At 66.3% G+C, this 14008-nt stretch carries 10 protein-coding genes; 2 read left to right on the top strand and 8 right to left on the bottom strand.

Annotation, left to right across the window (positions count from 1 at the left end; all coding sequences use genetic code 11):
* Position 1 precedes the first annotated feature (1 nt).
* From ACQ4MJ_RS12300 to hpnC, 8 genes are all read right to left on the bottom strand, one after another.
* Positions 2–1399 carry a sensor histidine kinase gene (locus tag ACQ4MJ_RS12300; RefSeq protein ID WP_431152491.1) on the bottom strand — a complete coding sequence of 466 codons (1398 nt, stop codon included), beginning with the start codon at positions 1397–1399 and terminating at the stop codon, positions 2–4.
* Between the two features lie 3 nt (positions 1400–1402).
* A complete protein-coding gene (locus ACQ4MJ_RS12295) occupies positions 1403–2071 on the bottom strand; it encodes a response regulator (protein WP_121506955.1) in 669 nt (222 codons plus the stop codon).
* 157 nt (positions 2072–2228) lie between these two features.
* Entirely contained in the window at positions 2229–3242 is a 1014-nt protein-coding gene (locus tag ACQ4MJ_RS12290) for a Bug family tripartite tricarboxylate transporter substrate binding protein (RefSeq protein WP_431152492.1), read from the bottom strand.
* Positions 3243–3362: 120 nt separating this feature from the next.
* Positions 3363–4667, bottom strand: coding sequence for a hydroxysqualene dehydroxylase HpnE (hpnE, locus tag ACQ4MJ_RS12285; RefSeq protein WP_431152493.1), 1305 nt, complete (start codon positions 4665–4667; stop codon positions 3363–3365).
* A 16-nt stretch (positions 4668–4683) separates the two neighbouring features.
* Complete coding sequence (gene hpnD / locus ACQ4MJ_RS12280; RefSeq protein ID WP_431152494.1) at positions 4684–5526, bottom strand: presqualene diphosphate synthase HpnD; 843 nt, start codon at positions 5524–5526, stop codon at positions 4684–4686.
* Between the two features lie 120 nt (positions 5527–5646).
* Complete coding sequence (locus tag ACQ4MJ_RS12275; RefSeq protein ID WP_216845919.1) at positions 5647–6543, bottom strand: amino acid ABC transporter substrate-binding protein; 897 nt, start codon at positions 6541–6543, stop codon at positions 5647–5649.
* 117 nt (positions 6544–6660) lie between these two features.
* Positions 6661–8070: an L-serine ammonia-lyase gene (locus ACQ4MJ_RS12270; protein ID WP_431152495.1), complete on the bottom strand. Its 1410-nt coding sequence runs from the start codon at positions 8068–8070 to the stop codon at positions 6661–6663.
* Positions 8071–8371: 301 nt separating this feature from the next.
* Positions 8372–9307 (bottom strand): squalene synthase HpnC, encoded by a 936-nt coding sequence (gene hpnC, locus ACQ4MJ_RS12265; protein ID WP_238385662.1) that lies wholly within the window; start codon positions 9305–9307, stop codon positions 8372–8374.
* Positions 9308–9514: 207 nt separating this feature from the next.
* Here hpnC and ACQ4MJ_RS12260 point away from each other — a divergent pair, with 207 nt between their 5' ends.
* Together ACQ4MJ_RS12260 and ACQ4MJ_RS12255 are read left to right on the top strand one after the other, a co-directional pair.
* Entirely contained in the window at positions 9515–10723 is a 1209-nt protein-coding gene (locus tag ACQ4MJ_RS12260) for an efflux RND transporter periplasmic adaptor subunit (protein WP_370449711.1), read from the top strand.
* An 8-nt stretch (positions 10724–10731) separates the two neighbouring features.
* Positions 10732–13914 (top strand): efflux RND transporter permease subunit, encoded by a 3183-nt coding sequence (locus tag ACQ4MJ_RS12255; protein WP_121419598.1) that lies wholly within the window; start codon positions 10732–10734, stop codon positions 13912–13914.
* Positions 13915–14008 lie beyond the last annotated feature (94 nt).

The following is a 14008-nucleotide window of genomic DNA, read 5'->3' as shown; positions in this document are numbered from 1 at the left end:
TTCAGCCCCGGGGCCACCACAGGATGGCCAGCAGGCCGGGACCACCCGCGCGTTCTTCCAGCCGCAGGCCGCCCCGGTGCCGTTCGGCAATGGAGCGCGCGATTGCCAGCCCCAGGCCCGAGCCGCCTGCCGCCGCCTGTGAGCCACGCCGGTAGCGCTGGCCCAGTGCATCGCGTTCGCTGGCGGGCAGGCCGGGGCCGTTGTCTTCCACGCTGAGGCTCCAGCCCAGGCCGTCGCCCGCAGCAGACACGGTGACCGTGCCGTGTTCGGGCGTGTAGGCAATGGCGTTGGCGGCCAGGTTGGTGAGCGCCTCGCGCAGCAAGCCGCTGTCGCCCACGGCCATGAACTCGGGCGTGGGCGTGTGGATGCCAAAGTCGATCTGCCGAGCGCGGGCGCGGGGCAGCAGCTCCAGCGCCACGGCGCGCAGCAGCGCGGCCAGGTCGAATGGGGTCAGCTCTACCGCAGCCGTATCGCTGCGGCCCAGGGCCAGCAGCTGCTGGGTGCTGCGCGTGGCGCGTGCGACTTCGCCGCCGATGGCTTCCAGGGTGTGCTGCACCTGGGTGGCGTCGGCCTCGCGCCGGGCGTAGTCGATCTGCATCTGCAGTGTGGTGAGGTGGGTGCGCAGCTGGTGCGAGGCGTCGTCCAGAAACTGCCGCTGCTGGGCCACCAGGTCTTGCGTGCGGGCCATCTGCTGGTTGGCGGCAGCCACCAGGGGGCGGATGTCGGCGGGCAGGTCGGTGTCGGCCATGGGGGTCATGTCGTCGGGGCTGCGCGCCTGCACCTCGCGCGCCAGGCGCGCCAGCGGCCGCAGCGCCACGGCCAGCGTGGCGGCCGTGCCCAGCACCATGAGCGCCAGCACCAGCGTGTCGCGCAGCGCTGCCCGGCGCACAAAGCGGCGCGTGAACTCCTGCCGCGAGCGGGTGCTTTCGGCCACCTGCACCAGCACGCTGCTGGCATCGGCCCCTGGCGCGGCGCCTTCCACCGCGCGGCGGTAGGCGGCCAGCCGCACGGATTCGCCGAAGTAAGTGGCGTCGTAGAAGCGGGGCACGCCGGGCGTGAGCGGGCCGGGCGGAAGGGGCAGGTCGGCGTTGCCCAGCTCCACCAGCCCGTCGGACGACGCCACGCGGAAGTACACATTGCCGCTGGCCGTGAGTTCAAAAAATTCGAGCATGCTGTAAGGCAGCTCGGCCGACAGGCCACCCGAGGCGGTGGAGATGTTGGCGTCAATGGATTTGAGCGCCCCGAGCAGCGAGCGGTCGTAGGCCGCGTTGGCCGCCTCCAGCGCGTCGTGTCGCGTCATCCACAGCTCCACGCCTGTCACCACGGCCAGCAGCGGCAGCAGCAGCAGGGCCAGCAGACGCCACAGGCTGGCGCGGCGCAGGCGCGCGATCAGTCTCATGGTTCAGCCTGTTTCCAGCGCGTAGCCCAGGCCGCGCAGGGTGGTGATGCGCACACCGCTGCCATCGAGCCGCTTGCGCAGGCGGTGCACAAACACTTCCACGGCTTCGGGGTGCACGTCCTCGTCGTCAGAGAACACGCGGTCCAGGATCTGCTGCTTGGAAAACGGCTCGCCGCTGCGCTGCACCAGCACGCGCAGCACGGCGTGCTCGCGCGGTGACAGAGCCAGGGGCTCGCCGTGCAGCGTGAACTGCTTGCGCGGGTTGTCGTAGACCAGCGCGCCACAGGCCAGGCGCGGGTGCTCGTTGCCGCGCGCGCGGCGCACCAGGGCGTGCAGGCGGGCCTCCAGCTCGGCCAGCTCGAAAGGCTTGGCAAGAAAGTCGTCAGCCCCTGCGTTGAGCGAGCGCACGCGCTCGTCCAGCGAATCGCGGGCCGTGAGGATCAGGGCGGGCAGGCGCTGGTCGCGGTCGCGCAGGCGCTGCAGCACGGCCTGGCCATCCAGCCCGGGCAGGCCCAGGTCCAGCACCAGCGCGTCGTAGTTGTCGTGCTGCTGCAGGGCACGGTCGGCCAGGCGCCCGTCGTTCACCCATTCCACCTGGATGCCCGCATGCTCCAGCGCGCGGCTGAGCCAGGTTCCCAGGTTGTGGTCGTCTTCGGCCAGGAGGATGCGCATGGGGGGGATGCTAATGCCGTTGTGCCGTGGCCCGGTCCGCCAGCAGGCTGTTGAAACTGGCGCGCCCCCAAAGCCAGTGCCACCGTGGAGCGGGCTTTGCCCGGCCACCGGTGGCGTCCCCCTCGGGGGAAGACGCGAAGCGGCTCAGGGGGGCTTCCTAGTCCGGCTTGATCTGCGCGCGCTTGATGACTTTCTGCCAGCGCGCCTGCTCCGCCGCAATGAACTGCGCAAACTGCGCGGGCGTGCCGCCGATGGCTTCGGCGGCGTCGCCGTTCAGGCGCTTGAGGGCTTCGGGTGCCTTCACGGCCTTCATGGTTTCGGCGGCCAGCTTGTCCAGGTGGTCCTTGGGCAGGCTGGCAGGGGCCAGCATGCCGTACCACTGCGTCATCTCGAAGCCGGGGAAGCCCTGTTCGGCCACGGTGGGCACGTCGGGCAGCTGGGGCAGGCGCTGGGTGGAGCCGGTGGCGATGCAGCGCACCTTGCCGGACTTGATGAACGGCAGCAGGGCCGCTGCGCCCACCGAGGCGGCATCAAGGCGGCCCGAGAGCAGGTCGGTCATCATGGGGCCGGTGCCCCGGTAGGGCACGTGCAGCATGAAGATCTCGGCGGTCATCTTGAGGTATTCAAACGCGAGGTGGCCCGCGCTGCCATTGCCTGCCGAGCCGTAGCTGAGCTTGCCTGGGTTCTTCTTGGCGTAGGCGATGAACTCCTTGAGGTTCTTGGCGGGCACGTCGGGGTGCACCACGTACAGGCTGGGCACCTTGGCCAACAGGCTCACGGGCTTGAAGTCCTTGTTGGCGTCGTAGGGCAGTTTGTCGAAGATGTAGGGGTTGACGGCCAGTGTGCCGATGTGGCCCAGGATGAGGGTGTGCTGGTCTTCGGCACGGGCGACTTCCTGCATGGCGATGTTGCCTGCGGCGCCGGGCTTGTTGTCTACAAACACGCTCTGGCCCAGGGTCTTGCTCAGTTCGGCCGCTGTGGAGCGCGCCACGATCTCGGAGCTGCCGCCCGGTGCAAAGGGCACCACAAAACGCACGGACTTGGAAGGCCACGCGGCCTGGGCCGACGCGGTGGTGGGCAGAAGGCCACCCAGGGCCAGGGCGCTGCCTGCGCCCAGCAGGTGGCGGCGGGTGGGGTGGAAGGCGGGGGGAATGTCGTTGTCGAACAGCATGGGTGTCTCCGTAAAAGCCATTGCGGCGTTGCCCGGCCTATGGTGTGCGCAGCGTGCTTTCGGAATGCTGTCAGTCGGCCTGGGGTTTTCCCGAGGCACCCCGCACGGACAGAGCGAGGATTACGCCAGTGCAGCTACTGCCGTGCCGCTCAGCACGGCACCTTCCAGAGTGGCGGGGTAGGGGCCGTCCACATAGTCCCCGCAGGCCGTAAGCCCCGGCAGCACCTGCATGCCGGGCCGCTGCAGGCCAGGGGTGCAGGCAAAGGTTGCGCGTTTTTCCACCACAGTCTGCACGGGCTGCAGGCCGGGCAGGCCCAACTGGGTGGCGGCCTGCTGCAGCACCTGCTGCTCGATCAAGGCGCGGTCGTCGTCACTGGCGCTCACCACAAAGGCCAGCAGCCCGTGCTGGCCGTCGAGCTGGCCCCGGTCGAACACAAACTGCGCCGGGTGGGTAGCGGTGTTGCGCAGTGCCAGCATGGGCAGGGGCAGGTGGGCGCCTGGGGCGTGGGCATAGACGGTGGTGATGGCCTCAAACCGCAGGGCGCTTGTGGTGGCGCTCCAGCGGGCTGCACTGGCCAGGCCCGCAGTGCCTGCCAGGCCTTCGACCAGGCGACTGGCCTCCCAGGACGGGCAGGCCAGGGTGACGTGGTCGAACGCTCCGGGTTCTTCGGTGCCGTTGGCGGCCACGACCGGCTGCCAACGCCCCCCGGGAAACGGCTGCAGGCGCTGAATGCGCTGGCCGGTGAGGACCTGGCCGCCTTGCTGCTGCAGCCAGCGGGCAGCGGCTTCGGGAAAGAGGGCGCCTAAGTCCGCACGTGGCAGCAATAGGTTGGAGCCGCCGCGCCCGCTGAACAGGCTGTCCTGCAGCACGCGCAGAAACACCTGGCCGCTGGCCTGGTTGGCAGGGGTGTTGAGGGCCGACACACACAGCGGGTCGATGAACTCGGTCATGAGCCGGGGCGTGAGAGGCGCGCACAGCGCGGCCACCGAAGTGGCGGGCGCGCAGCGAAAGCCGCGCAGCTGCCAGGCCGTGGCTGTGCGCAGCAGTGCCAACTTGTCGCGCCAGCCCCAGCCCTTGGCGCGGGCAATGCCCAGCAGCGCATCGAGGGGTGGGCGCAGGTCGGGCAGTTGCAGGCCCTGGCCATCAGGGAATTGAAGTGTGAGTGGCAGGCGCAGCAGGGCGGTATCGATGTCCACGCCCACCAGCCGCATCAGGCGCAGGCTTTCGGCGTAGGCGCCGATCAGGATGTGCTGGCCGTTGTCGAGCGTGGCGGGTGTGCCATCGGGCAGCGCGCTCGGCACGGCACGCGCCCGGCCGCCCACGGTGCGCGCGGCCTCGAACACGGTGACCTGGCGCCCTGCCTGCACATGGGCGATGGCGGCGGCCATGCCCGCCCAGCCTGCGCCGATGACGGCAACCTTCATGGACGCGGGCCCACTGCTACGACATCCGGCCGAGCGCCTGCACCTTCCACGCCAGCCAGAACTTGCGCAAGGGCGTGAGGCGGATGCGCTGGTGCAGCACCTGGAAGTTCTCGTGCTCGATCTCGCGCAGCAGGGTGCGGTAGATGTTGGCCATCATCAGGCCGGGCTTCTGGGCGCGGCGGTCGGCATCGGGCAGCAGGGCGAAGGCCTCGTCGTACAGCCGGTGCGCGCGCTCGGCCTGAAAGCGCATCAGCGCCGTGAAGCGGTCGGAGTAGGTGCGCTTCAAGATTTCGTGCGCCTTCACATCAAACTGCTGCAGCTCGTTCACCGGCAGGTAGATGCGGCCCAGCATGGCGTCTTCGCCCACGTCACGGATGATGTTGGTGAGCTGAAAGGCCAAGCCCAGCGTGTGGGCGTAGTCGGTGGTGCGCGGGTCGGTCTGGCCGAAGATGCGTGCGGCGACTTCGCCCACGATGCCCGCCACCAGGTGGCAGTAGCCCTTGAGGCCCGCAAAGTCGAGGTAGCGGGTCTGCTCCAGGTCCATCTGGCAGCCGTCGATCACGGCCTGCAGGTGGCGTTGTTCAATGCCGTAGTCGGCGGCCAGCGGCATCAGTGCCTGCATCACGGGGTGGGTGGGCTGGCCCGCATAGGCCTTGGCCACCTCGGCCTGCCACCAGGCCAGCTTGGTGCGGGCTACGCCAGGGTCGGAGACTTCGTCCACCACATCATCCACTTCGCGGCAGAAGGCGTAAAACGCCGTGATCGCGGCGCGGCGCGGGGCCGGCAGGAACAGGAAGGCGTAGTAGAAGCTGCTGCCCGAGGCCACGGCTTTTTGCTGTACGTATTGCTGTGGGGTCATGGGGCGAGATTGTCCCATGGCGGACATGGCCCGCGAATGCAACCTGGCAGCTGGTGGAGGCCGCAGTTCCCCAGTTTGGCCTGCCTGTTCTGCGGCAGTTCTGCGGCAGGCCGAAGGGCATCAAAAGGCGATCTGTTCCACGCCCACGTCGCTGGGCCGCTTGAGCGCTTCGCGCATGAAGACGCTCATGGGGAGCGTGCCTTGGTCCGAGTGGAACCACTTTTTGTAGAGAGCCGCCATCTCCCCGGTCTGGATCAGGCGGCGGGTGACTTGGTCTACCAGCTCCTTGAAGCGAGGGTCTTGCCTGCGCAGGCCAATGCTGTAGGGCTCTACCGAAAGGCGCTTTTCCAGAAACTGGTAGTCCCCCATGGCCTTGCCCAGCCGGGTCATGGGGCTCCACAGGCCTGCATCGTCTGCAAAAACCGCATCTGCCTCCCTGCGCGTGAGTGCATCCAATCCCTGTGCGGTACTGTCTACCGGCACGTAGATGAATTTGCGGTGGTAGGTGCGTTCGTTCGTGGCCAGCAGGCCGTCATTGGTGGTTTTCCGTTCGACGGCAATGCGTTTGCCGTTCAGATCGTCCACCGTCTTGATGCCCGAGTCCTTGCGCACGAGGAAGGCGGTGGTGGCAATGAAGATGTGGTGGCTGAAGGCGACTTCCTTCTGGCGTTCCAGGGTGTTGGTGGTCGTGCCGCATTCCAGGTCCACTACGTTGTTTTTCAGGTCCGCAAGGCGGTTCTTGCCGTCTACCAGTACATAGGTCAGGCGCAGGTCGGGGCGCTTGAGTTCCTTCTTGAGCTCCTCGTAAATCTTGGTGCAGATATCAACGCTGTAGCCACGCACCTGTCCAGTGGCTGGGTCTTTGTAGGAGAAGGGGTGGGATGCCTCGCGGTGCCCCAGTCGCAATTCGCCGGTCTTGGCAATGTGGGTCAGGGTGTCTTGCGCCCAGGCGCCAGGGGACATCCAGGACAGGGGAAGGATCAGTAGCAGGGCTCGCAGCGCAGAGAAGAGGTGCATAGGAAACGGAAAAGGTGACGGGACCATGCATGCCAGGCGTCGCAGGAAGCGCGCGAGGCTGCACGCCGCGCATTGTGCTGCGGCATCTGTTGTTGTGTCACATTGGCGACAGGTTTGTCAGCATTCCACAACATTCACCGCCAGCCCGCCACGCGATGTCTCCTTGTATTTGACCTTCATGTCCGCGCCGGTCTGCATCATGGTCTTGATGACCTTGTCGAGCGAGACCACATGCTGGCCGTCGCCACGCAGCGCCATGCGGGCGGCATTGATGGCCTTGATGGCGCCCATGGCGTTGCGTTCGATGCAGGGGATCTGCACCAGGCCGCCCACGGGGTCGCAGGTCATGCCCAGGTTGTGCTCCATGCCGATTTCGGCGGCGTTCTCGATCTGCTCGGGGGTGCCGCCCATCACCGCAGCCAGCGCGCCTGCGGCCATGGAGCAGGCCACGCCCACTTCGCCCTGGCAGCCCACTTCGGCTCCCGAGAGCGATGCGTTTTCCTTGTAGATGATGCCGATGGCGCCTGCCGTGAGCAAAAAGGTGGCAATGCCATCGTCGTTGGCCGGGATGGGGCCTTGCAGGAAGTTGACGTAGTAATGCAGTACGGCGGGGATCACGCCTGCAGCGCCGTTGGTGGGCGCCGTCACCACGCGGCCTCCGGCGGCGTTTTCTTCGTTGACGGCCATGGCATAGAGGTTCACCCAGTCGAGCATCGAGAGGGGATCGCGCAGCGCGGCCTCCGGCTGCGTGCTGAGCTTGTGGTGCAGCTCGGCCGCGCGGCGGCGCACGTGCATGGGGCCAGGCAACGTACCGGTGCTGGCGCAGCCGCGCTGCACGGCACCGGCCATGGTCTTCCAGATGGCCATGAGCTGGCGGCGCACCTCGAATGCGCTGCGCCAGTGTTGCTCATTGGCCGCCATGAGCTGGGCGGGGGTGAGGCCGGTGGCCTGGCACTGGGCCAGCAGCTCGGCCCCCGTGCGGAAAGGGTGGGGCAGGCCTTGGGCATGGCCGGCCGCATCGGGCCCAGCGGTGGCGGCGCTGTTGAGTACACGCTCGCCCGCCGCGTCGATCACAAAACCGCCACCCACCGAGTAGTACTCACGCGCCGCAATCTCGTTGCCCTGCGCGTCGAACGCGTGAAACGCCATGCCGTTGGGGTGCAGCGGCAGGCTTTTGCGGCGAAACAGCAGGTGCTCTTTTTCGACAAACGGCACCATATGCTCGCCCAGCAGCTCCAGCGTTTGCCGGATGCGGATGTCGGCAATGGCAGGCTGGATCTGGTCCGGGTCGATGTGGTCGGGCTCGTGCCCGGCCAGGCCCAGCAGCACGGCCTTGTCGGTGCCGTGGCCCACGCCGGTGGCCGACAGCGAGCCGAAGAGTTCTACGGTGACGTGGTGCACGGCGGCCAGGCCCAGCGTGTCACGCACATGGCAGGCAAACTGCCGCGCCGCAATCATGGGCCCCACGGTGTGGGAGCTGGAGGGGCCGATACCGATCTTGAAGAGGTCGAAAACGCTGACGGACATGGTGGGTGCGTACCGGAAGGGCCCGGGGCCTCAACGCTTGTGGCGCGGGCTTGGGTTGCGTGATGGGGCCGCACGGGGCGGTTGGTGGCCGCGAGGCTAACCGCGCGCTGCAGCAGCCGGATGCTCGCTATCCCTGCCTTACGGGATTGCCCCTCATCAGCGTGCAGCGCCCAGCAGGGAAAGCGTTCCTGAATTGATAGCTGCCAGCGATTGATAGATAAGCGCTAGGAGCCAATTTGGCTTGTAATTTTGGCCAAGAAACATGCCGATGTCAGCGCGCCTTGTGGCCCATGAATCTTTCTTACATCACCAGCGCGCGGCCCAGCATCACGCACCAATCCCACGCATGCAGGCGTGGACGGGTGTGCAGGCTGCCGCCTTTGAGGGCGTCCACCTTGTCCAGAATGCGAAGGCCGCCTTGCACCACCAGGCGCAGCTCCCACCCGGCGCGGCCGGGCAGGCGGTGCACCAAGGGGGCGCCTATTTGCATGCTGGCGCGGGCCCAGCGGGCGCAGTCGGAGATGAGGCGCACGTTCTCGGGGGTACTTCTGAGTGCCAGCAGCTCGGCCTGGCAGGCGCCATGAACGGCGCAGTCAGCGCGGGGCAGGTAGTGGCGCCCTCGGGGGATGTCCACGGAGAGGTCCTGCCAGAAGTTGATGAGCTGCAGCGCGGTGCAGATGGCATCGCTTTCTTGCAGCGCCTGGGCGTCTGTTACGCCGTACAGGTGCAGCAGCAGCCGGCCCACGGGGTTGGCTGAGCGGCGGCAGTAGTCCAGCAGCTCGGCGCGGTCAGCGTATCCCTCGGCATCACGGGTTTTTTCAACATCTTGGGCAAAGGCGCTGAGCAGGTCTGCCAGCAGTGGCACGGGCAGCTGGTGGCTACGCAGCACCGCTTGCAGCGGCAAGAACACGCTGGCCCAGCGGGGCGAGGGCGGCTGGCCTTGGGCGACGGCCATCAGGTCGGCATGGTAGGCGGCCAGGTCGGCCAAGCGGGCGGCAGCCAGGGCGTCGCCCTCATCAGCGATGTCGTCGGCGGTGCGCGCAAAGCCGTAGATGGCGGCAATGGGCTGGCGCAGGTGCGGTGGGCACAGCAGGGACGCGACCGGGAAGTTCTCGTAGTGCGTGACAGGGGCGGCCAGGGTGGCAGACGCATGGTGTGGTGCGGTCTGGAGCGGCTGTGGCGCGTAAGTTGCAGCGGACGCCACTTCAGGCTGGGGAGGGGGGGATCGGTCGTTCACACCCTGGATTGTCGCTTGACAATGCCAAGGGCTTCTCATAGATTACTAACCGGTCAGTCAGTAATCAAAAAACCAATTCAATCAGGGACAAGGAGGCTGGCCGGTAACTGTTACTGCAGTTCCGTTTTCAGCGCAGGCATTCGTGCCTGCGTTTTGCGTGCAGCCCCTGCAACTCCTTGTAGCCCTTCTCTATTCACCGGATTTCCCATGCGCACATCCTCCGCTTCGCGGCCTTTTCAACGGCACTGCCGGACCTTGCTGATGGTGGCCGCCGCTGCTTTGCTGGCCGCCTGTTCCCGCCCCGCGCCGCCCGAAGAGCCGGTGCGCTCCGTCAAGTTGCTGACGGTGGGGGTGGGTGCGCTGCAATCCAGCCTGGAGTATTCGGGTGAGGTGCGGGCGCGCGTGGAGTCGCGCTTGGGGTTCCGCGTGGCGGGCAAGATCGTGCAGCGCCAGGCCGAACTGGGCCAGCGTGTGCGGGCCGGACAGGTGCTGGCCCAGCTGGACCCCAAGGATTACCAACTGGCCACCGACGCCGCGCGCGCACAGTTGGCATCGGCCACCACGCAGCGTGATCTGGCCGCTGCCGACTACAAGCGCTACCAAGCCCTGAAGGACCAGAACTTCATCAGCGGCGCCGAGCTGGAGCGCCGCGACGCGACGCTGAAAGCCGCCCAGGCCACGCTGGACCAGGCCCGCGCGCAGCTGTCATCGCAAGGCAACCAGGCGGCCTACACCACGCTGGTGGCCGACGTGGCGGGCGTTGTCACTGGCATTGACGCCGAGCCTGGCCAGGTGGTGTCGGCCGGGACGCCTGTGGTGCGCATTGCGCAGGATGGCCCCCGCGATGTGGTGTTTGCGGTGCCGGAGGACAAGGTGGGGCTGATCACCCCAGGCTCAGAAGTGGCGGTGCGCGGCTGGTCCGGTGGCGCCAACCTGACGGGCCGCGTGCGCGAAGTGGCCGCCAGTGCCGACGCCGCCACGCGCACTTACCAAGTCAAGGTGGCCATCGACGGTGCCGATGCGCCTGCCCTGGGCTCCACCGTGTATGTCACGCCCAAGGCGCTCAGCCATGCGGGCATTCCGGCTATCAAGCTGCCCACCAGTGCGCTGCGCCAGGAGGGGCAGTCCACGGCGGTGTGGGTGTATGACGCGGCCAGCAGCACGGTGAAGTCGCAGGTGGTGCAGATTGCCACGGCCGATGGCAACGAGGCCGTGGTGGCTGCGGGTCTAGCCCCCGGCATGCAGGTGGTGGCCACGGGGGTGCATGTGCTCTCGCCTGGGCAGAAAGTGCTGATTTATCAGCCAAAAACGGCCTCAGCGCCCGCCAGTAAAGCGCAGACAGCTACCAATCCAGTAGCAATGCCTGCCGCGCCTGCTGCCACAGCAGCGGCACCCGCAGCTTCCACAGCCAACTGAGGCCGGCCATGACGCAAGTACAACCCAAAGAGGGGTTCAACCTCTCCAAGTGGGCGCTCGACCATCCCGCCCTCACGCGCTACCTGATGGTGGTGCTGATGCTGCTGGGGTTTGCCGCCTATTTCCAGCTGGGGCAGGACGAGGACCCGCCGTTCACCTTCCGTGCCATGGTGGTGCGTACCTACTGGCCGGGCGCCACGGCGCAGCAGGTGGCCGAGCAGGTCACTGACAAGATCGAGCGCACGTTGCAAGAGGTGCCCTACGCCGACAAGATCCGCAGTTATTCGAAGCCCGGCGAGTCGCAGATCATCTTTCAGATCAAGGATTCGTCCAAGGCCAGCGAGGTGGCCAACGTCTGGTACAGCGTGCGCAAGAAGGTGGGCGACATGCGCTACACCTTGCCGCAGGGCATCCAGGGCCCGTTCTTCAACGACGACTTTGGCGATGTGTATGGCGTGATCTACGCGCTGGAGTCCGAGGGCTTCAGCTACGCCGAACTCAAGCAGTTTGCCGATGACGCACGCCAGCAGCTGCTGCGTGTGCCCGATGTCGCCAAGGTTGAGCTGTTTGGCGTGCAAGACGAAAAACTGTTCATCGAAATCTCGCAAAAACGCCTGTCGCAACTGGGCCTGGACATGAACCAGGTGCTGGCCCAGCTGGGCCAGCAAAACGCCGTGGAGAGCGCCGGAGCTATTCAGACCCCGCAAGACCAGGTGCAGGTGCGGGTGCAGGGTCAGTTCAACGCCATTGAAGACCTGCGCGCCATGCCGATCCGTGGCCCGTCGGGCGCACAACTGCGCCTGGGCGATATCGCCGAGGTCAAGCGCGGCTATGTGGACCCGGCCACCGTGAAGGTGCGTCACCAGGGGCAGGAAGTGATTGCGCTGGGCGTCTCCATGGCCAAGGGCGGCGACATCATTGCGCTGGGCAAGGCGCTGCATGCCGCCACCGACCGCATTGGCGGCACGCTGCCAGCGGGGGTGAAGCTCGTCAACGTGCAAGATCAGCCCAAGGCGGTGGCCACCTCGGTGAACGAATTCGTCAAGGTGCTGATCGAGGCCGTGGTCATCGTGCTGGCGGTAAGCTTCATCGCGCTGGGCCTGCACAAGCGCCCCGGCAAGAACCCGCTGTGGAAGCGCTGGTACATCGATCCGCGCCCAGGGCTGGTGGTGGGCATCACCATTCCGCTGGTGCTTGCCGTGACCTTCTTGGCCATGTGGTACTGGGGCATCGGCCTGCACAAGATATCGCTGGGCTCGCTCATCATCGCACTGGGCCTGCTGGTGGATGACGCGATCATTGCGGTCGAAATGATGGTGCTCAAGCTTGAAGAGGGCTACGACAAGGTGCGTGCCGCTACCTTTGCGTATGAGATCACGGCCATGCCGATGCTGACGGGCACGCTGATCACGGCGGCGGGCTTTTTGCCCATCGGCCTGGCCAAGTCCACTACGGGCGAATACACCTTCGCCATTTTTGCGGTCACCGTGATCGCGCTGGTGCTCAGCTGGTTCGTGTCGGTGTACTTTGTGCCGTACCTGGGCACGCTGCTGCTCAAGGTGCCGCCGCATGTGCTGGCTGCCCAGGCCAACAAGGGCATCACCGACGATCCACACGAAGTGTTTGACAGCCCGTTCTACCGCACCTTCCGCCGCCTGGTGGACTGGTGTGTGTTGCACCGCTGGATCACCATTGGCGCCACGGTACTGACCTTTGCGCTGGGCATTGTGGGCATGGGCAAGGTGCAGCAGCAGTTCTTCCCCGATTCGAGCCGGCCTGAAATTCTGGTGGACATCTGGTTCCCCGAGGGCACCTCATTTGCAGGCAATGAAGAAGTGACCAAACGTGTGGAGCAGCGCTTGCTCTCTGAGCCTGGCGTCAGTTCTGTCAGCACCTGGGTCGGTTCCGGCGTGCCGCGTTTCTATTTGCCGCTGGATCAGGTGTTTCCCCAGAGCAACGTGTCGCAGTTCATCGTTCTGCCCCAGGATCTGAAGGTGCGTGAGTCTCTGCGCGTGAAGTTGCCTGCGCTGCTGGCTGAGGAGTTCCCGGAGGTGCGTGGTCGCGTCAAGCTGCTGCCCAATGGACCGCCGGTGCCTTACCCCGTGCAGTTCCGCGTGGTGGGGCCTGATCCGCTGGTGCTGCGTGAGCGCGCCGATGAAGTGAAAGCCCAGCTGCGCAAGAACCCGGACATGCGCGGTGTGAATGACAACTGGAACGAGTCTGTGAAGGTGCTGCGTCTGGAAGTGGACCAGGCCAAGGCGCGCGCTCTGGGTGTCACCAGCCAGTCGATTGCCCAGGCGTCCAAGACTATCCTGTCGGGTACGCAGGTGGGCCAGTACCGCGAGGGTGACAAGCTCATCGACATTCTGCTGCGCCAGCCGCTGGACGAGCGCAACGCCATCACCGACATCGCCAACGCCTACCTGCCCACAGCCTCGGGCAAGTCGATCCCGCTCACGCAGATCGCAAAGCCGGTCTTCACCTGGGAGCCCGGTGTGATGTGGCGCGAGAACCGCGACTACGCCATCACCGTGCAGGGGGATGTGACCGAGGGGCTGCAGGGGGCCACGGTGACGGCGGCGCTGCTGCCTGCTCTCAAGGACATTGAGGCGAAGTGGCGCGCTGCCGGGCAGACCGGCTACCGCATCGAAGTGGCGGGTGCTGTGGAGGAAAGCTCTAAGGGCTCGGCGTCGATTGCAGCCGGCATTCCGGTCATGTTGTTCATCACCTTCACGCTGCTGATGCTGCAACTGCACAGCTTCAGCCGCGCGATGCTGGTGTTCCTGACCGGGCCGTTGGGCCTGGCAGGGGTGGCTGCGGCGCTGATTCTGCTCAACCGTCCGTTCGGCTTCGTGGCGTTGCTGGGGGTGATTGCACTCATGGGCATGATCCAGCGCAACTCGGTGATCCTGATCGACCAGATCGAACAGGACCGCGCGAGGGGTGTGCCTGCGTGGGATGCGATTGTTGAATCGGCAGTGCGCCGCCTGCGTCCTATCGTGCTGACGGCTGCGGCTGCGGTGCTGGCCATGATCCCGCTGTCACGCAGCGTGTTCTGGGGCCCGATGGCCGTGGCCATCATGGGCGGACTGGTGGTGGCCACCGTGCTGACGCTGCTGGCGCTGCCCGCGATGTATGCCGCGTGGTTCCGTGTGAAAAGGCCTGCGCCGGAGGTCCTTGGAGGGGTTTGATTCCCACCCCGCCCGCATCAGGGTAAAATAGAAGGTTGACCGATTTCACACAGGCGGCAGCTGAGGTTGCCGCCTGTTTGTTTGTTGTAGAACC

The sequence above is a fragment of the Acidovorax facilis genome, from assembly GCF_050626955.1.
Lineage (GTDB): Bacteria > Pseudomonadota > Gammaproteobacteria > Burkholderiales > Burkholderiaceae_C > Acidovorax > Acidovorax facilis.
This window is presented reverse-complemented; position numbering and strand designations above follow the sequence as displayed.